Raw genomic sequence first — 19,546 nt, 5'->3', positions numbered from 1 at the left:
GCGTGGATGGGATCATCAATCAACTTTCTCTCATTTATGAAAGGAAACTTCCCCGCTTACGATAGAAGCCATCAGTTTCATATATTTTCCGGCAGATGAATGTCGAACGGCAGAAATGTCTGTCCTGGTGTTTCAGCAGTGCCGGTCTCGATAGCCCGCGTCATCAGCGTTATCAGCTCCTGGGAAAGCCGGCGCATTGGCGTGGCGACCGCCATCGTGATGATGTTATCAGCGAGTGCCGCCCGAGATTCCGGCGTGATTTCATTCACGATCGCGACGAGATCGCGACTTTTACCCTCTTCCCGGACCGCGGAGATGGCGCCCTCCATGCCGCCCCCGGCGACATAGAAGCCGACGAGCTCGGGTTCCCGCTGCATGAGATCAAGTGTTGCCTCGTAGGTGACCTGCCGTTTCTCCAGGTTCACAAGCGGATCGAGCACCTCGAACGTCGGCGCGTTCTCACGGCAATAGGAGCGAAAGCCGACGTCACGGAGCTCGTGCCCCTGGAAACGATGGCTACCGACAAACACCGCCACCTTGCCGGGCCGTTTTGCGACCTTGGACACCATCCAAGCGGCCGTGCGCCCCACCTTGCGGTTGTTGAGGCCGATATAGCCCTGTCGCACGCCGGCGGCGAAGTCGGAAAGCAGCGAGAAAACCGGAATGCCTTTGGCCTTGAGGTCCTCAACCGCTGCTGTAATTCTTGGGTGGTCCGGTGCCACCATCGCGATCGCATGGCAGCGTGCGCCCAAATCCTTGAGCGGTGCGATTAGGTCGCTCGGCATATGTGACGGGGCGAATTGGATGAGCGGAATGCCGTGGAAGGACTGGGCCAAATTGACCGACGCTTCGACCTCGCGCGCAAAGTCTTGGTAGAAATGCTGGGCCGGTTTTCTCAAGATGAAGCCCAGACGGTAGCACGGTAGGTCTCGCCGCAAGCGCTGCTTGATGAGCCCGGCAGCATGATAGCCGATCGCGTGGGCGGCGTCGTGGACCCGCCGCGCGGTCTCCTCGCGCACCGGATGGCGGGCGTTCAGAACCCGATCGACCGTTGCTACGCTGACTCGGGATTCGCGGGCGAGATCGGCAATTGTGGGGCGCTTGGTCATGGGTCCTATTCTGATTGGTTTTTGACGCAGGCTGGCTCTCTGTCACCTAGCGCGATTCGACAATGGTTTCGGGTGGGCAAAGTGAAGACGCCCGCATACTGAATGATCGACAGCGTATTGGACTACTCCAGACGTAGACCGGCCGGGTATAACGGAAGGTTCATTCGCTTAGGGCGGCGATGATTTGCACTCACACATTTAGCGCTTCTGATACATGGTCCGTGAGGCGCCGTTTAGAGCCTGCGAGTCGATCGTTCAGGTCATGTGACCAGCTTGGCGAAGCCGGTCGCGGTGCGTCGACCTTACTCGGCGGAGGATAGCCGGTTTGATGCCTCGGCAAGCTGATGACCGCAGAAGGCGGCTTTCATCTGCGCTTGGTCCAATTCTCCTTCCCAGCGGGCGACGACGAGGGATGCCACTGCGTTACCAACGCAATTAGTCAACGCCCGGCATTCGGACATGAAGCGGTCGATGCCGAGTATCAGTGCCATCCCAGCAACGGGAACACTCGGAATTACGGCGAGCGTAGCAGCCAGGGTGATGAAGCCCGCACCTGTCACACCTGCAGCGCCCTTGGAGGAAAGCATCGCAACGAGCAGCAGCAGCACCTGATCGCCGATTGACAGGTCCGTGTTCGTTGCCTGCGCGATGAAGAGGGCCGCCAGGGTCATGTAGATATTCGTGCCGTCCAGATTGAACGAATATCCGGCCGGGATGACGAGACCCACAACCGAACGCCTGGCGCCCGCCTTCTCCATCTTCTGCATGAGCGAGGGGAGCGCGGCCTCCGAGGAGGACGTTGCGAGCACAAGCAGCAGCTCTTCCTTGATGTAGCGAATGAGAGAAAAGATCGAAAAGCCGTTGTAGCGGCAGACCGCGCCGAGAACCCCGAACACGAAGAGGAAGGCGGTGAAATAGAACGTCGCGACCAGCATCGCGAGGTTGACGACCGAACCGATGCCATATCTGCCGATGGTGAAGGCCATTGCGCCGAAAGCGCCGATCGGCGCGGCTTTCATCAGAATGCCGACGAGCTTGAAGACAGGCGCGATGAGCGCCTGAAGGAAGGAAACGACAGGCTTGCCCGTCTCTCCGGCCATCGCGAGCGCCATGCCGAACAGAACCGAGAAGAACAGCACCTGCAGGATGTCGCCTTCCGCGAAGGCGCCGACTATCGTTGGCGGGATGATGTTCATCAGGAAGCCGGTGACCGACTGCTCGTGGGCCTTTGCGGCATAGGTATTCACGGCCTGGACATCGAGCGAGGCCGGATCGATGTTGAGGCCGGCGCCAGGCTGGACGACATTGGCGACGATGAGGCCGACGATCAGCGCCAGCGTCGAGAAGGTGAGGAAATAGACCATTGCCTTGCCGGCGACCCGGCCGACCTTGTGAAGATCGTTCATGCCGGCAATGCCGGTCGCAATTGTCAGGAAGATGACAGGCGCGATGATCATCTTGACCAGCTTGATGAAGGCATCACCCAGCGGCTTCAGGCTCTCGCCGGTCCCCGGATAGAAATAGCCAATTGCGACGCCTAGGGCGATGGCGGCAAGCACCTGCGCGTAAAGCTTGGCATAGAAGGGTTTGCGGGGCGCGGGACTCGCGCCGCGGACTTGTGCAGCTGACACTGTTTCTCTCTCCCTGACCGGATCGAGGTGGCGTGACTTCTCCCGGGCTTCTCCCTATCGCGGCGCTCCGGTCGAACGCTGCACCAACGCCGCCGCAATACCCATGCCAAATGGATCCGCATGACCTGAACTGACGTTGGGCTCGCCAATGATGGGATGAATGCGGTGGCACAAGACGGGAATGACAAGGCCGCCGTCCAGCACGCGCTTGATGTTCTTCGGCAGATTGCCGGTCGATCTCTCTGGCTTGCGGTTTTGCTGCACATCGTGGCGGGCTCCTCGGTTTGCCGACTTTGGGAAGGGCCGCATCGCTGGCACCAGGGCGCAGAATTGCCGTGTTCTTTGCCGCGCTCCCGCTGCAGCGACAGCTTGAAAGCGACGTCGAGACGTAGGGATTGACGCCGCTGGTGCTGACCGCGACGATGCGGTTCAGAAGTTCCGAGCACCGCCGAGAAAGCCGCGCTCGACCGCCACCTTCGCGCCTTCACACGCGACGCCGCCGCCTTATCTGCGTCATCAATATCGAGGAAATGGCGGTTGCCGCGACCGACCAGTGTCGTCGGCAGTGATTATCGCTCCCGCCCCTGGTTCGCAGGCGCTGGTGACTGGCACGGCCCGGCAACTCGGCGCGGTCAGCCGCTCGGGCACCGCATCGCCGGCGCCGTATTTCTGTCGTTCAACATCGCCGACAAAAATTAGAACTGATGAATTCTATCATAGGCCGCGAGGTTTCCTTTCACGAATGAAAGAAAGCTCGATTGACTATCCCGCCTCGCTCCAGTCTTTTGAAAATCAACGTGTGGTTGCCCCCGTGCAAGCCGAGAACGTGGCCAAGCTTCGTGGAGGGAGAGCCAAGCGATGCGTCAGGGGTCGACCCGCTTTGCACTCGACCACACGGCGGTGGCACGAGTTCACGTCAGAGCATTTTCGCGCTTGCCCGCGACGTCGCGGGCGCACATGCCGCCGGCATGCATTTCATGGCGCGAGATCGAGGATCATATGCACCACAACATTCCCAAATCAGAACAAAATGCCAGCGAGTGCCGCATTTCGCTTCCGGATGCGAAAAGGGCTTACCCAAAGTCCGAGATGAACACCGCGGTCCCTTTTGTGCCATCGCACGAGCACGCGCTTACCGGCATCTTCGAAATATCGAAAGTACTCACCGACCCCGCCCGGCTCGAAGTCACGTTGGCCAAGGTCGTCGATCTCCTGCCCTCGTTTGTGCAGATGCGGCACGGCATCATCGCTCTCTTCGACGCTGAGGGCGTACTGGACATCACCGTAGTCACCGGCTGCGACGAGAACAGCGATGAGCGCTCCCGGATGCGCCTGCCGCGCAAGGCAATCGATCTGATTGTGACGACGGACACGCCGCTCGTCGCCGAGAACATAGCGGTGCATTCGGCCTTCACTGCCGCTGACATAGAGGTGCTTGGGGCCTCCGACACCGTGTCCTTCATCGGCGTTCCCATTCGTGTTGATGGGAACGCCGTAGGCACGCTGACTGTCGACCGCGCCTTGGACAGCAGGTCAACGTATCGGCTCGATTATGATGTCCGGCTGCTCACCATGATAGCCAACATGGTGGGACAGACAGTCAAGTTGCACCGCTTCTCCGCGGGCGACCGCGAACGACCGACGGAGGTGGAAGATGGGCTGCAAACGCAATTCTCTGATGTCAAGCACCCTGCACCGCAGCGCAAGAAGGTTCACGTCAAGGGAATGATTGGCGATAGTCCGGCGCTAAGCGCGCTGCTCGAGAAGATCGCAGTTGTAGCTAAGGCAAAGACCACGGTTCTGTTGCGAGGCGAATCCGGTACCGGGAAGGAGCTGGTCGCCAAGGCAATTCACGAGTTGTCGCCGCGCGCCAAGCGGCCCTTCATCAAACTCAATTGTGCAGCGCTGCCAGAGACAGTCCTGGAATCCGAATTGTTCGGTCATGAGAAGGGTGCCTTCACAAGCGCGTTCAATTCCCGCAAGGGTCGCTTTGAGCTCGCCGACAAGGGGACGTTGTTTCTGGATGAGATCGGCGAGATCTCGGCCTCCTTCCAGGCAAAGCTACTGCGCGTGCTGCAGGAGCAGGAGTTTGAGCGCGTCGGCAGCAACCAGACCATCAAGGTCGACGTTCGCGTGATTGCCGCCACGAACAGGAACCTTGAAGAGGCGGTTGCAAGGAATGAGTTCCGCGCCGACCTATATTATCGCATCAACGTGGTTCCCTTGCTGGTGCCGGCATTACGCCAAAGGCGCAGCGATATTCCGCTCCTCGCAGCTGAGTTTCTCAAGAATTTCAACGATGAGAACGGCCGTACGCTGACCTTCGATCCGCGTGCGATTGAAGTACTGATGAAATGTGAATTTCCCGGCAACATTCGCGAGCTTGAAAATTGCGTGCACCGGACAGCGATCCTGGCGGAGGGACGATCAATCGGGAGAAACGACTTTGCGTGCTCCCACGACCAATGCTTTGCCGAGGCGCTGCGGAAGAGCAGATCGGGCAAGGCCGCGCCGCAACCAGCGCCAATCCTGCCAGAGGCAGTGAATCCGGCCACGCCTCCGGATGCGGCCGCTCGTTCGGCCGCCACCACAGTCCCGCCTGCCGGAGCAACCCACTCATTGGGCGCGAGGACCACCGACGCCGAGCGCGTCATTGCTGCCATGGAAAGATGTGGCTGGGTGCAGGCAAAGGCGGCGCGCCTGCTTGGACTGACCCCGCGCCAGATTGGCTACGTGCTGAGGAAATACGGCATCGAGGTCAAGCGTCTGTGAAAGCATGACTCAGGCGGATTAGCTGAGACCGCTTAGCGGCTTGGCCCGCGCAGGGATGCAGATCCGCGTCCGCGTCAAGTCGATCCGACCGAGGACAGCCTGGCCGAATTCCCGTCGTGGCAGCCGGCGTTGCGACCATCTTGTGAAAGGCGACGCTGCCATCGTCAATCCGTCCGCCATGTTGCTCTCGTTGCGAGCTCATACGGATGCCCTGTGCGACTGAAACGGAGATAAAATATGTCCGATGCAAAACTGCAAGCTGTGCTTTCGTCTCTTCCGCAAGGGACGCGACAGTTAGATGCTCTGCCGTCCAACGGACCAGCGCCGGACAGAAGTTTTGTCAAGCTGAATACGAATGAGAACCCGTTTCCGTTGCCGCCAATCATAATGCAAAGTGCAGTGGCGGCCCTCCAGCGCCAGTATCTGTATCCGGACGACGATAACATCAGCTTGAGGGAAGCAGCGTCCAATACCTATGGCGTATCCACGGATCAGGTCATCGCAGGCAACGGGTCGTCTGAACTGCTCGGACTCATCTACAGAGCTTTCCTCGCCCCTGGCGACAAGGTGGCGATGATATCGCCAGGGTTTTCGTTCAACCGCAAACTTGCCATGTTGCATGGTGCTGAGTTTCTCGAGATCGGATGTCAAACTCATTCGCTGCCAATGGAGCAATTGCTTTCCGGTCCGGCAAAAGACGCCAAGTTCATTCTGGTGGCCAATCCAAACAATCCGACCGGAACATTCCTCTCGATAAGCAATATCGAACGCCTCGTGGCACAATCGGATCGCCTGGTCGTCCTTGATGAGGCCTACGTCGACTTTGCACCCGATCACGGGCTGCGCCTCATCAACCGTTATTCGAACCTTCTGATCTTGAGAACATTTTCGAAGAGCTATGCCGCCGCCGGCATTCGCGTCGGTTTCGGTTTCGGTCACCCTGAGATTATTGGCAGGCTGCGCAACATCCAGAACGTCTTCAACATGAACGTGATCGGGCATGCGGTTGGTATCAGCGTGCTTGCGCATCGCGGCGCCTACGCAGAGAACCACAAGCACATCAGACATGAACGACAGCGAGTGACAGCCGCACTGTCGCAACTTGGATTTTCCGTAACGCCCTCCCACGCAAATTTCTTGCTAGCCCGTGTGCCAGCGGGACAGGACGGCTCATGGTGGCAAGCAGCCTTGGAAAGGCAAAAGATACTCGTTGCCTACTTTCCGGACAATGGTTTGGAACATTGCATCCGCGTCAGCATCGGCACAAAAGAGCAATTGGATGCATTTCTTGCTGCCGCTCGCGATATAGTTGGAAGCTTAAACATACCAAGCACCACGGGCAGGGGAGCGTCAGGCTCTGCTCGTTCGGTACGCTGACGCTAATCCGATATCACACATTGCTATCTTTAGACTTGCTTGGTCACCCAAGCACGACAACATTTTTCTTTAAAATCAGGGACAATATCGAGTGACAAACGTCTTTCCTTCAAACCTAGCCTTCGGCATCTTCGATCATCTGGACGAGGACGGCCTCGATATCGCCCGGCAGTACGAAGATCGCCTGATATTAGCAGAGGCGTGCGATCAGCTAGGGTTCTATGCCTATCATCTCGCAGAGCACCACTGTACCCCCCATGGGAGAGGTCCATCGCCGAATCTGTTCTTATCGAGCGTCGCCCAGCGCACCCGGCGCCTGCGTCTCGGACCCTTGGTGATGCTGCTTGCGCTTTATCATCCGCTGCGTGCGTTCGAAGAGATCTGTATGCTGGACCAGTTGAGCGGTGGCAGGCTCGAACTGGGCATAGGGCGCGGTGCTCTCCCGATCGAATTGGGTTACTTCGGGATTGGTGCGGACGCGGTGCCGGGCCGCTATGCGGAAGCCAGCGAAATTCTTGTTGAAATACTTGTTAATGCCATGAAGGTTGGCACGCTGTGCTATCAAGGCCGCCATTTTGAGCTCAATGACGTTCCTTTGACGCTAAGACCTCATCAGCGTCCACATCCGCCGACATGGGTCGCCGCCAATCGACCCGAGTCCGCAGCCTGGGCCGCTGCGAATGGAGCAAATATCGCGTGTGTAGGACCTTCCTCTTCTGTTCGCAAAACTACTGATGCGTTCCGCGCCTATCAAGAGGACAACACTGGCGCGGGCGATCGAGCGCCATTTATTGGATTGCTCCGCATGGTCGTGGTTGGGCGTTGTGACACACATGCCTATTCGCTCGCGGCACCTGCTTACGATCGATGGCTCAAGAGCTTCCAATTCCTTTACGAGCTTAACGCTATCCCCACTCCACCCAACCTGCCGCTGACCTTCGATGCGGCAGTCGAGAGTGAATTGTGCGTGGTAGGATCAGCAGCGTCTGTGCGAGAAGCTCTGCTCAGTCAGTTGGAAGAGGCAGGTGCTAACTACCTTCTTTGTCAACTGGCATTTGGGAATCTGCCGCTAGATGCTTCCCTGTACACCGCGACGACCATTCAATCCGAAATCATGGCTCGACTTGTCTGACCGTGAAATTCGCGGTCTGATCCGAAGGTAAATCGTTGTAACAGCGCTCCCTCACATTGCTCGAGCGTGCACGTGGTGGGGATTGGGAAATCGTGAGGGAGGCCAAACTGACGACGAGCCGGCGGCACAGATTACCAGGTTTGTGCGTTGGCCGGCATCTGGGCACGGTGTGAGACTGCACGATCCTAAGGAGATGATGGCCGAGCGCGTCACGATGCCGGCACGCATCTGCTCGTCGCGCTCGCGCTAGTCGTTGCCCATAGCCCGCCGCAAGAGGTTCTTCTCGACCGGGGCGGCGCCGGTGGCGGCTCCCGCATCCAGCTTCATCAGCGGCTCGGCGGTAGCAAAGCCGTCACTCGCTACGGCGCTGTTGAGGGCGCGCTCGCGAGCGGCTTTGCTACGCCGAGCGACACCACCTGGAGCGAGTTCGCCCGATGTCGCGGCGTGCACCGCGGTCGGATGACGACGCTGGAGGAAATCGTTCGCAGCCGGTCTTCACGATCCGCGCGAGTGCTTTGCATGAATGCTGCCTGCTTCCTCGTCTGCGGCGGCCTGAGTGTCCGCCGGCACGCCCGAGGTCAATGTCAGTACCACAAGGCCGCCAAGACGTCAGGTCTGGGAGCCGGCTTGTACGGTCGTATCGTGTTCTGGAATATCGTCAAAGGAGGCGTAGTTGAGATTGTAGAGTTTGGAATACAGGCCCCCCATGGCTAATAGCTGATCGTGGTTGCCAGTCGCAATAACTTGGCCATTCTGAAGCACGATGATGCGGTCGGCACCCCGGATCGTGGCAAGACGGTGGGCGATCACGAGGCCAGTGCGGCCTTCAAGCAGCTTTATCAGAGCCTTCTGAATCTGCATTTCCGTGTAGCTGTCGATGTTGGCGGTAGCTTCGTCGAGCACGAGGATCTTGGCGTCGGCGACGAGGGCGCGGGCGAAACTGATAAGCTGGCGCTGGCCGAGAGATAAGTTGTCGCCGCGTTCGCCAAGTTGGGTCTCATACCCGTCGGCGAGGCTCATGATGAAGTCGTGGGCGCCGACCGCCTTGGCGGCCTCGATCACCTTGTCGCGCGTGGCTTCCGTCTTGTGGTATCGAATGTTCTCGAAGACCGTCCCGGTGAACAGGAACGGCTCCTGCAGCACCATGGCGACCTGGCGGCCGAGCGATTCCTGGGTGAGATCGCGCACATCATGTCCGCCGACCAGCACTTGGCCCTGCTGAACATCATAGAAGCGGTGGACCAGGGCCATCGCGCTCGATTTGCCAGAACCGCTCGGCCCGACCAGTGCGACCGTCTCGCCGGGATTGACCCGGAAGGAGACATTTTTCAGCACCGAATGGTTGGGATTGTAGCCGAAGGTGACGTCCCTGAACTCGACCGAGCCGTCCATTTCGGGCGAAAGCACCTCGGCATTGGGTTTGTCCTGAACATCGATCTTGACGTCGAGCACATCGGTCAGGCGCTTGCCTGAGGCCATGGCGCGCTGCATGACCGAATATTGCAGGGTGAGTGAGCGGATCGGGTCAAAGAAGCGCTGGATGTAAAACAGGTAGGCTACCAAAACCCCCACATCTATGCGGCCATTCATGACCATCGAGCCGCCGACCACAATAACGGCGGCCATGGCGAGGCCGGTGAGGCCATCGACGATAGGCACCATGACCAGTGCATATTTGGCAGCGATCAGGTGGGTCCTGAGGTTGGCATGGGCCTTGTCGTCAAAAAGGATGAAATTCACCTGCTGGCGGTCCATTGACTGGACGGTGCGCACGCCGTGAATGGCTTCGGCCAGCGCGCCGTTGACGACGGAATTAGTCTCGTGTGCGGCCATGAAGGCGTCGCGGGCACGCGGCAGCCAGACAATGCGGACGATCACCAGGACCGGCAGAACCGAGAGCGTCAGGAGGCCGAGGCGGAAGTCGAGCCACAGCATTACGAAAACGATGCCGAAGAGAAGCGCAACATCGCCTACGGAATATACCGAGGTTTCGAGGAATTCCTGTATGGAGTTGACGTCGCCTTGCAGGCGCGACATGAGGCGTCCGACCTCGGTCTTGTCCATGAAGGAGAGCGAAACCTTCTGCAGATGGCCAAACATGGCGCGGCGGATGTCGAACAGGACAGTTTCGGCCACTTTCCCAACCACGGTTTCCTGCATGTAGCCGGCAGCGAAATTGACCAAAATCGCCAAAACGAACGCGCCGACGGCCGCGAGCTGGGCTGAGCGATCGGTCCTTGCCGGGTTCATGCCCTGGTCGAGCGCGTAGCGGATGAACAACGGGATGAGAAGCTGCGTCCCGGTGAAGATCAGCATTGCTGCAATCGTGATGACTACCCTGGCCCGATAGGGACGGACGAAAGCCCAGATGCGCCGGAGGATGCTCTTGTCGAAAGCCCGGCCGAACATCTCCTCCTCGATGCGGTGCGAGCCGACAACCGCGCGCGGAGGGCGTCTACCGTCGTCACGTTCGGCTTCGACTTCGCCGGCGCGGCCCTGCGCCATCAGCGGGCGCCCCCATACTGGGTCATATTGTCATCACCCGGGCGCGTCTGGAGATCGTAAAGGGCCCTGTAGCGTCCCCGCTTCGCCAAAAGCTCTTGATGCGTGCCGCGTTCTACGATTTCGCCGTTATCGACAAAAAGGATCTGATCGGCATGCACAAGCGCACTCAGCCGGTGCGCGATGATGATCGTCACCCGATCCTTGGCGAAGCGCCGCATCGCCGCGCGGATGCGCTGCTCGGTGCCGGCATCGATCGCGGCCGTTGAGTCGTCGAAAACGACGACGGAGGGGCGCAGCATCATGGTGCGAGCAATCGTGAGACGCTGGCGCTGGCCGCCAGAGAGAGAGACGCCGCGTTCGCCCACGACCGTCTCGTAGCCCGCTGGGAGCCCGAGGATGTAGTTGTGGAGCTGGGCGAATTCGCCAGCGCGTTCGATTCGCTGTCTCTTCGCCCAGGGATCGCCATAAGCGATGTTGTTCTCGATCGTAGTGGTGAATAGGAATGCATCCTGCTGTACGACGGCGACCGTCTTGCGAAGCGTCGCGAGGGTGACATTGCGTATGTCCTGGCCGTCCAGCGTGATGGCGCCACCGGTCACGTCATAAAAGCGTGGGACCAGATGAGCTATCGTCGATTTGCCCGAACCCGGCGGACCGACGATCGCGATCGTCTCGCCTCTACGGGCCTCAAAGCTGAGGTTCTTCAGAATGGCGCGGTTTTCGGCGCTGGGGTACGCAAACGAGACATTGTGGAAGCGCAGAGTGCCGTCGCTTATCTCGAGCGGTCTGGCCTCGAGAGCATCCCTGATTGTGATCTCCTGGTCGAGGAGACCGAAAAGCCGCGAACCGCAGCTAGAAGCGCGGGCAAAGGCATTGACCATGAGGCCGATCTGGCGGACTGGCATTTGCAGGATTGTCATGAAGGTCAGGAAGGTCGCCACCGTTCCGACGCTTATCTCGCCAGCGACGAGCTTGCTGCCACCGATCCAGAGCACCAATCCCATTGCGAAAAAGAAGGACAAGGTCATCGCCGACGTGCTGGGCACGTAGATGTCAACTCGGTCGTGGGCGAGGTCGAGCGCGTTCTTGGAAGCGCCGTCGAACTTCAGCATCTCATAGGCTTGAGCCGCAAAAGCGCGGACCACGCGGATGCCTGCGAGATTTTCCTCCATCACGCGGCTTAGTACTGAAAGCCGCTCATGCAGGTCGAGCCAGGTGGCGCGCAGCCTAAGCTGTGTGGCCGATGAGCGCCAGGCGACAAAAGGCACGAAGCTCAGCGCGACCAGGCCGAGCATGGGATCTGTCGAGATCATCATGTAGGCGCCGATCCCGATCAGCATGGTGAGCAGGAGCACGCGAACGAGCGCGGTGGAAAAATACATCCGCACGCCTTGGAGATCGAGCATTCCGATGGTGATCAGATCGCCTGAATGGACCCGGTCGTGAAAGGAAAAGCTGAGACGCTGGATCTTGTCGTAGTAGGCGAGCCGCAGTTCGTACGCGACATGATGCCCGACGGCTTCGGCAAAATAGTTCTGCGCCATCGTGAAAAGGCCGCGTAGCGCGCTGACGGCGAGCAGCAGGAGAGCAGGGGTCCAGAGCGCTTGTCCTGCCGCGGTCCCCGCGACACCGCCCCCGATGGCTGTCTGGGTCAGGTCGACGGCCCGGCCGAGAAGCTGGGGAATGAGCAACTGGAGGATTGCCGCCAGGACCGTCGAGCCCATAGCGAAGGCGACCTGCCAGGGGTGCCGCAAATTCATACGCGTGATGCGCAACAGCGTACTCAAATCCCGGCCCCAGCGCGCCGCTTCCACATCGGTCAACGAATTCAGAGCGTTCGTTGCGCTGCCGATAGCATCACTGCTCACGGGTGTATTCCCGACTGCATTTTGCGCCTTCGAGGCAAGCCGAAGGACCAATCATCAAAGGGGCCCGCCATTGTTAATCCTGTCCACCGCAGCAGGGCGCGTTCCTATAAGCCGAGCCGCGGCTTCACTTACTGGCATGTCGATCACCGTGATTCCGCTTGCCGCAAGGAAACGCGCTTCGTTTCTGGTCAGCGTTTCCGCGTCCATTACCGCGCAATATGGACCTCGGGAGCGCTTCATGATCTGCCTGGCGTAGGTGCGCAGCATCTGATCGTTGAAGCGGCAGCCAACGAAGAAAAATCCACGGGTGATGCGCCGTTCCTTCACCACGTCTGGGATCGGTGTCTGGATATCGATTTCGGTCAGGACTTCGACATAGTCGGAATCTGCGACGAGAAAGTTTTGCGCCGGCCTAATACTCCCGTGAGGTGTATAGAGAACCGTCTTCGCCCCCGATCGGGGGTCGAGTTCCCTCCCGCACACATCGTAGGTTTTCGTCCAAATGTTACCGATTTCGTTCGCCCGCGTGACGCCTTGTATCTCAACGACGTCCGTTCGGCCGGTCTCTACGAGAGCCGTGCGCATCGCGCCGTCGTACCAGCTGTCGACGATGAGGGAGAGCGGCAGCCTTGCGAGCCAGGCGTGGAGGAGGGTCGGCGCCACCGGCGCTGCGAATATGTCGGTCATCCAAGCTTGAAGCGTCCGGCGATGCCGGCGCTGTTCGATGAACTGCGCAACCGACCACATATTGGTGCGGATCCTGGAAGGGGCCGGCGCCCGCGCATTGAGTGCCGCGGCAACGAGCTCCGGCGTATGCGGCACAGGCGGTTCCGCACAGTTGAACCCAAGAAGACCCGGACCGAGATAGGGGATCACCTCATCGGCGGCGAGCGCTTCCTTCGCCAGGTCAAGCAGCTTTTCGGCAAAACTGTCCCGCACGATGACGAGGTGGCCCGATGTCAGGATCGTGTTCATGCTCGTTCCTCGCGACGCACCTATCAAGGGGCAGCATCAGTCCTCTTCGGAAACCTTCCTTGCCTCGACGGTGATCGGCAGACGCGTATCCCGTGGAAGATCGGGTAGGAGGAGCCGCCACCCGTTCCTGAGCGTCACAGTTCCGCCCCACAACTCTTCCTTCTCGAGCTTGATGATCGGCTCTTCGAGGTCCTTCTTCGGGACATACGCCGACAAGCCAGCATCGGTCCTGCGGATCATGACTTTCATCTGGCCGTCCCTTCATTGGTATTGCTATCAGCACTGCAGGGCACCTCGGCTTTGTCGAGGCTCATCAGTTCACGCGCTCGCATGCCGACGACTGTGCCACGGTCGATCCATTCGACCGCATAGATGAAGAACTGCTGGAGAAAGGTGCCAATGTCGCGCACATATCCCTCGTCGCCCTTCCGCACGAGATTTTCGCCGATCTCCCTGCCAGGATAGGTGCCGTCATTCTTTATGTGGCGAGTGGCACGTACCCGCTCTCCCGGCATGAATCGTGGAGGCCTGCGGATTTCGACCTCCTCTTCGCGTCCGAGCGACATGTCCGTTCCCTGATTTCTCTTGAGGCGCAGATTGTGAACAAAGGCGTTCCAGGCGTCCTGCGAAGGCATCCCCGACCATGTCGGCGGCCCAATGTCCGTCACGCAGGAACGCAGGTCTTCGGCACCGGGCATACCGAGGCACATTGCTGCGCATCGAAGACCCCCTCGCATTCGGTGCACTTTTGCGGCTCGATCACATAGCTCTCGCCTTTGAACTTGATCGCGCCGGAGGGACACTCGAATTCGCAGGCGCCGCATTGGGTGCATTGGGATGCGATGATCTTGAAAGCCATTTTAACTCCTGGTCCGAATGGATGAGACGCGCTCAGGCCGTCGCCGCGAGTGCGGGGGTCCCAGACGCGGCCGCGCAAATCACGCTGATTGCGGTCTCGATATAGTCGTGGGCATATGCGTCGGTGGCTTGGATTCCAGCGTCGGCGAGCTGATCCTGCGGGCAGTTTCCGATCTTGGCGCACAGCACGATATCTATGCCTTCAAGCGCTGCGATGACGCCATCGAGGGCGGCTTCTCCGCCCCAGCCGCCGAGGCAATACTGCTCCACCTTCCGATGCCCGACAAAACTGATCCCTCTCGGCGAGGCTTGATAAACCTGGAATTCCTTCGCATGGCCGAAATGTTCATTGACGCGGCTGCCGCCCTTGGTCGCCACCGCGAAGAGAAGGGACTTGCCGGGGCTCGCTGCCTTGACCAATCCGATCGCTTCTCTCCTAGCCGCCACGTGATCACGGCGCTCCTCCGCGACCAACTCCCGATAGGCCTTGCGATTGCTGGCATCGTAGGTGACCTCGCCGGGAATCCGGTCGAGTGTGAATTCCTGGCCACGATCCTCACCGAGCAGGCCGACGGCATCTGCCCGGCACTGCCGGCAGTGGCGCATCAACTGGGCGCCGCCTTCGACACGATCCTGAAGAGCCTTCATCTCCATTGCGTTTGGGCCGCGTTGCCCGCTCAGTCCGTAGTGCGTGCCGTGCGCCGGGTCCGAAATCAGCGGCATGAGGTTGTGCAGGAACGCGCCTCGCTCCTTGACCCATCTATTCACCTCGATCAGATGCTCATCGTTCACGCCGGGGATCATCACCGAATTGATTTTGGTGAGGATGCCGCGCGCGGTCAGCATCTCCAGACCCAACATCTGCCGCTCGTGCAGGATCCGGGCGGCTTCGATGCCGAAGTAGCGGCGATGGTCGTAAAAGATCCAAGGATAGATCTTTGCACCGACCTCAGGGTCGACCATGTTGATGGTGATCGTCACGTGATCGACATTCATGTCGGCAAGCTCGTCGACATGGTCCGGCAGCGCGAGCCCATTCGTGGAGATGCAAAACTTGATGTCTGGGATTTCCCTGCCGACTCGTTCGAACGTTGCCTTCGTCTTCTTCCAGTCGTAACAGGCATCGCCAGGTCCGGCGATGCCGAGCACGGAAAGCTGCGGCACCTCGTTGGCGACCGCGACCACCTTGCGTAGCGCCTGGTCGGGCGTCAGCTTTTCGGAGACCACCCCAGGCCGGCTTTCGTTGGCGCAGTTATATTTGCGATTGCAGTAGTTGCACTGGATATTGCAGCCGGGCGCGACCGCGACGTGCATGCGCGCGAAATAGTGATGCGCCTCTTCTGAAAAGCAGGGGTGATCCTTGATCTTGTCCCAGACAGCCGGATCCGTGTCGTCCGGCTTTATCGACGAGCCGCAGGACGAAGACGCGCAGCCACCGGCTTTCACGGTGGCAAGCAACTGGTCATCGAATGTCGTGCTGAGGCTCTCAAGCGAAATTGCCGGTGCGGACATCGAACGGCTCCGTTGCTGGGTGAATGTCGCAGTTCAAACCGCAAGAGCTATGCCAGCTCAAAGAGCGGTTTTGGTTCACGAATTGGCTTTCGTGTCGGATTCCGTCGGATTGCTCCGACACACCTTTGTCGGGCTTCCGACAGTGGACAAGCAAATCGGGTCGCGAAGGCTACCAGCCTTGGGCGCGAAGGGTGTGAGGGAGACTACTTCGGGCTTACGTTTGACGTCATCACGACGTCTAGAATTTCTTCACCTTGATGCCATGTCGGCGCAGCGCGTAGCCGATTTGCCGCGGCGTGAGGCCGAGGATACGAGCCGCCCTGGCCTGAACCCAACCGGCCTTGTCCATCGCGTCGATCAGCCGGTCGCGTTCCGTCAGACGCGGGGGACAAGCGGGATCGTTCGGATCGCCGGCCGCAAGGGGAGATACGTTGCCTGCGGAGGCAGCGATGCGACTGGCCGGCAGCCGCAATCCGACCGGCCGTGCGTTGACCCGTGCGAGATCGTCGATGATATTGCCGCCATTCGAGCGGTCGGCTCGCTTCCAGAGGAGCCAGGAAAGGCACTGGCTCTTCTTACAGGCGAAATCGGATGGCGTGATCGTCCTTGAACGCGCAAGTGTGGCCGTCCTTTGGACGCAGTTCTCCAGCTCGCGGACGTTACCAGGGAAGTAGCATTGCGAGATCAGGTCAAGCGCCGACGGCGCGAAGGCGAGTGCGCGATCGTTCTCCTTGTTGAATCGATTGAGGAAGGCGTTCGCAAGGCGTGGAATATCGCCGGGTCGCTCTCTGAGCGGAGGCAGGATAATTGGCACCACATTGATGCGGTAATAAAGGTCGGCCCTGAACTCCCCTTTTATGACGGCCGTCTCGAGGTCCTTGTTGGTGGCGCATATGAGGCGCACGTCGACCTGTAGCGTTTTGGTGCCGCCGACTCGCTCCAACTCGCCTTCCTGCAAGACACGCAACAGCTTGGCTTGAAAGGCCGGCGAAATCTCGCCGATTTCATCAAGTAGCAGCGTTCCCTCATTTGCCAATTCAAAACGACCGGCGCGCTGGGAGATAGCACCCGTGAAAGCGCCCTTTTCATGCCCAAACAGTTCTGACTCCAGAACGCTTTCAGACAGTGCGGCGCAGTTCAATTTGACGAAAGACTTCTTCCTCCGACGTGAGAGCTTATGGATGGCTTGCGCAAAGAATTCCTTGCCGGTGCCGCTTTCACCCCGCAGTAGCACGGTGGAATTGGTCCCTGCTACGACCGAGACGGTTTCGAGCACCTGCTTGAGTACGGGGCTTTCCCCGATGATCCCGTCGATTTTGACATCCGCATGCCGGGCAGGGTCGTAGGTCCTCCCCTCGTTGGGCGATTTCTCCGGTCTCCATTGCTCATGGACAGACCGCTGACGATCTGTACTCAGGATGCGGTGGAGACGGATCGTCCGGCCGACAAGGTTGGCGACCATCGTCAGGAAGTATGTGTCCTCGTCGTCGCGAAAGTCGGTGGCGCCGTCTCCGGCGCGGTCGATCGACAATGTCCCAAGGATTTTATGATCAGCCTTTAGCGGGATACCGATAAAGGCAATTGGGATGGTGCCGCTGCTCGAAGATGTTTGAAGGTCAGCCTGAAATAGTTGGGACTTGCGGACGTCCGGTATGAAGAGCGGCGTCCCCGTAGCGACGATTTGATCTGTTATGGCCTGTGGTATGACGCGGCGAGTGCCTGATTGAGGTGCGTGGGCATTGCCGGCAGTTGCGGCAATCTCCGGCTCTCCTTCAGCGTCCAGGACGACGATTGCTCCGTGACGCATCTGCAGAAACGAAGGCAGGATGTTCACGACATTGGCGAGCGTAATCTCCAGCTCGCTGGGGGCGGTCAGCACCTTCGATATCTCGTAGAGTCCCCTGAGCGCGATATCTGCTTGGGGCATGCTTTTGATGGGCGGTTCAGGGCGGGTATCCCGAGGTGCTACCTCGTCGACCCGATCTTGCGGTACGTGAGCCATGGAAACACCTCAGCGGTTGTCGTCCAGAGTGCTCCTCCTTTTGTGTCTGAGTCTGAATTCTGAAAGCACAGTATTCACGAGCTTCTCTTCGTGGCGCGGCAATTCAAGCAAAGATAGACTTGGCGTTGGTCGCGACCTCAGGTGTACCAAGATTGACCCGCTTGATACGGTGCGTGCGTCCTCATCCGAATTTGAAGAGGACTCCGAAGCCGCCGCGTGGATAGTTCCACTCGATCTCGCCACTGGTCTCGCACAAAATCCGGCAGGTGCCGCACTCCATGCAGCCGTCGGCAGTGATCTCCACCTGACCTTTGTCGTTCAACTCATAACATTTCGCGGGGCAGACGTGGGTCAGCGCGAGCAAGTTCGCGCTTGGCCTCTCGTGCGGTCGCACTTTGATATGCGGACGGCCGGAATCCACCAAGTAGCGGTTCTGGTAAAGCTTGTCCTCGACACGTGACTTCGTCACTGCGATCGTCATTTCGTCTCCCCTCAGCGCCACGCCAATGCAAGGCGGACCGCGTCGCTGACCAACCCCCAGCGCGAGCGCGCCTTGATGAAGGCCGCCGTGGTCGCCTTTTCCTTCTCGATCTTCGGCGTGCCGTCGACACGCATGAAGTTCTGCGCGGCTTGCGACATCAACCGCGGATAAGCCGTGAAGTAATTGCAGGAATTGGTGTGGAGCAAGGCCGGCATGTCTTTGTATTTCCTTAGGTCCTTGACCACGAAGGACTTGTCCAGCATGGCTTTGTAAAGGGCGAGATTCCGTTTGGTCATAGGATCGTTGCGGCTCTTGACCTCGATGATTGCCTCAGCCGCGATGCGGCCGGAGGTCATGGCGAGGTTCGAACCCTCGCGGTGAATGGCGTTGTTCAGTTGCGCGGCATCGCCGACCACGACCCAACCGTCGCCAAAGAGCTGCGGAATAGCCTTGTAGCCGCCTTCGGGAATGAGATGCGCGGAATATTCTTTCACTTCCGAGCCGGCGATCAGCGGCCGGATCGAAGGATGGGTTTTTAAGGCGTCGAGGAGGACGTAAGGGCTCTCGACCATCGCGGCGAAATCGGAGACGAGGCAGCCAATGCCCAGTGAGATCGACTCCTTGTTGGTGTAGAGGAAGCCGAGCCCGGCCATGCTGCGGGAGGTCGTGCCCACCGCCTCGATCACGCAGCCTTCATCGCCTTTGAGGCCGAACCGCTGCTCAATGACCTCTTCGGGCAGGAAATGCATTTCCTTGACGGCGAGCGCCACGGTTTGCGGCTTCGGCATCTCGCGCAGGCCGGCCCGCGTGCCAAGCAGTCCGCATACACCTTCTGCGAGGACGACCACGTCCGCGTAGATGGCTCCGCCGGCCCGGTCTGTGCGGACGCCGATCACCCTGTGCTTGGCGTCACGGATGAGTTCCGTCACGGTCGTCTCGCACAGAACCGTCGCGCCGGCCTCGCGCACCTTACGCGAAAACCATTTATCGAACTGGGCACGGATGATCGTGTAGCGGTTGGGCTTCGCCTCATTGAAGTCGTCCGACCGATAGTGAATCCCGGTATGGGATGTGTCGTCCATCACCCAAAGCCGCTGTTCAACCAAATGCCGCTCGAGAGGCGCATCGTCCCGGAAATCCGGGATGATCTTCTCCAGCATGTTCGCGTACATGATGGCACCCTGGACATTCTTGGAGCCCGGATATTCACCCCGCTCCAACTGCAGCACCTTCAGGCCGTGGCTGGCCATGGTGTAAGCAGCTGCGTTTCCGGACATGCCGGCCCCAATAACAATGGCGTCGAATTGTTCCTCAATCATGTCCA

At 59.4% G+C, this 19,546-nt stretch carries 17 protein-coding genes; 3 read left to right on the top strand and 14 right to left on the bottom strand.

Features of this window, described 5'->3' with window-relative positions; all coding sequences use genetic code 11:
• Positions 1-77: 77 nt before the first annotated feature.
• The 3 genes from NKH33_RS25030 to NKH33_RS25020 form a co-directional block, all read right to left on the bottom strand.
• Positions 78-1,109, bottom strand: a complete 1,032-nt coding sequence (locus NKH33_RS25030) for a LacI family DNA-binding transcriptional regulator (RefSeq protein WP_352921967.1) — start codon at positions 1,107-1,109, stop codon at positions 78-80.
• A 302-nt stretch (positions 1,110-1,411) separates the two neighbouring features.
• The gene (locus NKH33_RS25025; RefSeq protein WP_352687757.1) at positions 1,412-2,740 is read right to left on the bottom strand and encodes a dicarboxylate/amino acid:cation symporter; all 1,329 of its coding nucleotides are present in this window, start codon (positions 2,738-2,740) and stop codon (positions 1,412-1,414) included.
• Positions 2,741-2,794: 54 nt separating this feature from the next.
• Positions 2,795-3,004: a hypothetical protein gene (locus tag NKH33_RS25020; protein ID WP_352687756.1), complete on the bottom strand. Its 210-nt coding sequence runs from the start codon at positions 3,002-3,004 to the stop codon at positions 2,795-2,797.
• 735 nt (positions 3,005-3,739) lie between these two features.
• Between NKH33_RS25020 and nifA (NKH33_RS25015) the strand changes: the two genes are divergently transcribed.
• The 3 genes from nifA (NKH33_RS25015) to NKH33_RS25005 all read left to right on the top strand — a co-directional run bounded on the left by nifA (NKH33_RS25015) (position 3,740) and on the right by NKH33_RS25005 (position 8,021).
• Positions 3,740-5,512 carry a nif-specific transcriptional activator NifA gene (nifA, locus tag NKH33_RS25015; protein WP_352921965.1) on the top strand — a complete coding sequence of 591 codons (1,773 nt, stop codon included), beginning with the start codon at positions 3,740-3,742 and terminating at the stop codon, positions 5,510-5,512.
• 237 nt (positions 5,513-5,749) lie between these two features.
• Positions 5,750-6,889 (top strand): histidinol-phosphate transaminase, encoded by a 1,140-nt coding sequence (gene hisC, locus NKH33_RS25010; protein WP_352472406.1) that lies wholly within the window; start codon positions 5,750-5,752, stop codon positions 6,887-6,889.
• Between the two features lie 91 nt (positions 6,890-6,980).
• Positions 6,981-8,021: an LLM class flavin-dependent oxidoreductase gene (locus NKH33_RS25005; protein WP_352915431.1), complete on the top strand. Its 1,041-nt coding sequence runs from the start codon at positions 6,981-6,983 to the stop codon at positions 8,019-8,021.
• A 246-nt stretch (positions 8,022-8,267) separates the two neighbouring features.
• Here the strand turns inward: NKH33_RS25005 and NKH33_RS25000 are convergent, their stop codons facing one another.
• The 11 genes from NKH33_RS25000 to NKH33_RS24950 form a co-directional block, all read right to left on the bottom strand.
• On the bottom strand, positions 8,268-8,471 hold the full coding sequence (locus NKH33_RS25000; protein WP_352457028.1) for a hypothetical protein: 204 nt from the start codon (positions 8,469-8,471) through the stop codon (positions 8,268-8,270).
• 159 nt (positions 8,472-8,630) lie between these two features.
• Positions 8,631-10,526, bottom strand: coding sequence for an ABC transporter ATP-binding protein (locus tag NKH33_RS24995; protein WP_352921963.1), 1,896 nt, complete (start codon positions 10,524-10,526; stop codon positions 8,631-8,633).
• Positions 10,526-12,394, bottom strand: coding sequence for an ABC transporter ATP-binding protein (locus tag NKH33_RS24990; RefSeq protein ID WP_352921961.1), 1,869 nt, complete (start codon positions 12,392-12,394; stop codon positions 10,526-10,528). The genes NKH33_RS24995 and NKH33_RS24990 overlap by 1 nt, the downstream gene beginning before the upstream one ends.
• A 54-nt stretch (positions 12,395-12,448) precedes the next feature.
• Positions 12,449-13,369, bottom strand: coding sequence for an SIR2 family NAD-dependent protein deacylase (locus NKH33_RS24985; protein ID WP_352921960.1), 921 nt, complete (start codon positions 13,367-13,369; stop codon positions 12,449-12,451).
• A 36-nt stretch (positions 13,370-13,405) separates the two neighbouring features.
• Positions 13,406-13,618: a putative nitrogen fixation protein NifT gene (gene nifT / locus NKH33_RS24980; RefSeq protein ID WP_023678250.1), complete on the bottom strand. Its 213-nt coding sequence runs from the start codon at positions 13,616-13,618 to the stop codon at positions 13,406-13,408.
• Positions 13,615-13,935: a nitrogen fixation protein NifZ gene (locus tag NKH33_RS24975; RefSeq protein WP_352450751.1), complete on the bottom strand. Its 321-nt coding sequence runs from the start codon at positions 13,933-13,935 to the stop codon at positions 13,615-13,617. The genes nifT and NKH33_RS24975 overlap by 4 nt, the downstream gene beginning before the upstream one ends.
• A 98-nt stretch (positions 13,936-14,033) precedes the next feature.
• The gene (locus tag NKH33_RS24970) at positions 14,034-14,228 is read right to left on the bottom strand and encodes a 4Fe-4S dicluster domain-containing protein (protein ID WP_023678248.1); all 195 of its coding nucleotides are present in this window, start codon (positions 14,226-14,228) and stop codon (positions 14,034-14,036) included.
• A 32-nt stretch (positions 14,229-14,260) separates the two neighbouring features.
• Positions 14,261-15,739, bottom strand: a complete 1,479-nt coding sequence (nifB, locus tag NKH33_RS24965; protein ID WP_352921957.1) for a nitrogenase cofactor biosynthesis protein NifB — start codon at positions 15,737-15,739, stop codon at positions 14,261-14,263.
• A 238-nt stretch (positions 15,740-15,977) separates the two neighbouring features.
• Positions 15,978-17,741, bottom strand: a complete 1,764-nt coding sequence (nifA, locus tag NKH33_RS24960) for a nif-specific transcriptional activator NifA (RefSeq protein ID WP_352921956.1) — start codon at positions 17,739-17,741, stop codon at positions 15,978-15,980.
• 181 nt (positions 17,742-17,922) lie between these two features.
• Complete coding sequence (locus tag NKH33_RS24955) at positions 17,923-18,222, bottom strand: ferredoxin family protein (RefSeq protein ID WP_023678245.1); 300 nt, start codon at positions 18,220-18,222, stop codon at positions 17,923-17,925.
• A gap of 11 nt (positions 18,223-18,233) precedes the next feature.
• On the bottom strand, positions 18,234-19,541 hold the full coding sequence (locus tag NKH33_RS24950; RefSeq protein ID WP_352548322.1) for an FAD-binding protein: 1,308 nt from the start codon (positions 19,539-19,541) through the stop codon (positions 18,234-18,236).
• Positions 19,542-19,546: the final 5 nt, after the last annotated feature.

The sequence above is a fragment of the Mesorhizobium sp. M1182 genome, assembly GCF_040318335.1.
In the GTDB taxonomy this organism is placed as follows: Bacteria; Pseudomonadota; Alphaproteobacteria; order Rhizobiales; family Rhizobiaceae; genus Mesorhizobium.
Note: the sequence above shows the minus strand (reverse complement) of the source record. Positions and strands in the feature narration are given on the sequence as shown.

Coding starts and splice junctions, on each gene's coding strand:
- NKH33_RS25030 (WP_352921967.1), bottom strand. CDS start 1,109: ATGACCAAGCGCCCCACAATTGCCGATCTCGCCCGCGAATCCCGAGTC.
- nifA (WP_352921965.1), top strand. CDS start 3,740: ATGCACCACAACATTCCCAAATCAGAACAAAATGCCAGCGAGTGCCGC.
- hisC (WP_352472406.1), top strand. CDS start 5,750: ATGTCCGATGCAAAACTGCAAGCTGTGCTTTCGTCTCTTCCGCAAGGG.
- NKH33_RS24995 (WP_352921963.1), bottom strand. CDS start 10,526: ATGGCGCAGGGCCGCGCCGGCGAAGTCGAAGCCGAACGTGACGACGGT.
- NKH33_RS24985 (WP_352921960.1), bottom strand. CDS start 13,369: ATGAACACGATCCTGACATCGGGCCACCTCGTCATCGTGCGGGACAGT.
- nifT (WP_023678250.1), bottom strand. CDS start 13,618: ATGAAAGTCATGATCCGCAGGACCGATGCTGGCTTGTCGGCGTATGTC.
- NKH33_RS24975 (WP_352450751.1), bottom strand. CDS start 13,935: ATGTCGCTCGGACGCGAAGAGGAGGTCGAAATCCGCAGGCCTCCACGA.
- NKH33_RS24970 (WP_023678248.1), bottom strand. CDS start 14,228: ATGGCTTTCAAGATCATCGCATCCCAATGCACCCAATGCGGCGCCTGC.
- nifB (WP_352921957.1), bottom strand. CDS start 15,739: ATGTCCGCACCGGCAATTTCGCTTGAGAGCCTCAGCACGACATTCGAT.
- nifA (WP_352921956.1), bottom strand. CDS start 17,741: ATGGCTCACGTACCGCAAGATCGGGTCGACGAGGTAGCACCTCGGGAT.
- NKH33_RS24955 (WP_023678245.1), bottom strand. CDS start 18,222: ATGACGATCGCAGTGACGAAGTCACGTGTCGAGGACAAGCTTTACCAG.
- NKH33_RS24950 (WP_352548322.1), bottom strand. CDS start 19,541: ATGATTGAGGAACAATTCGACGCCATTGTTATTGGGGCCGGCATGTCC.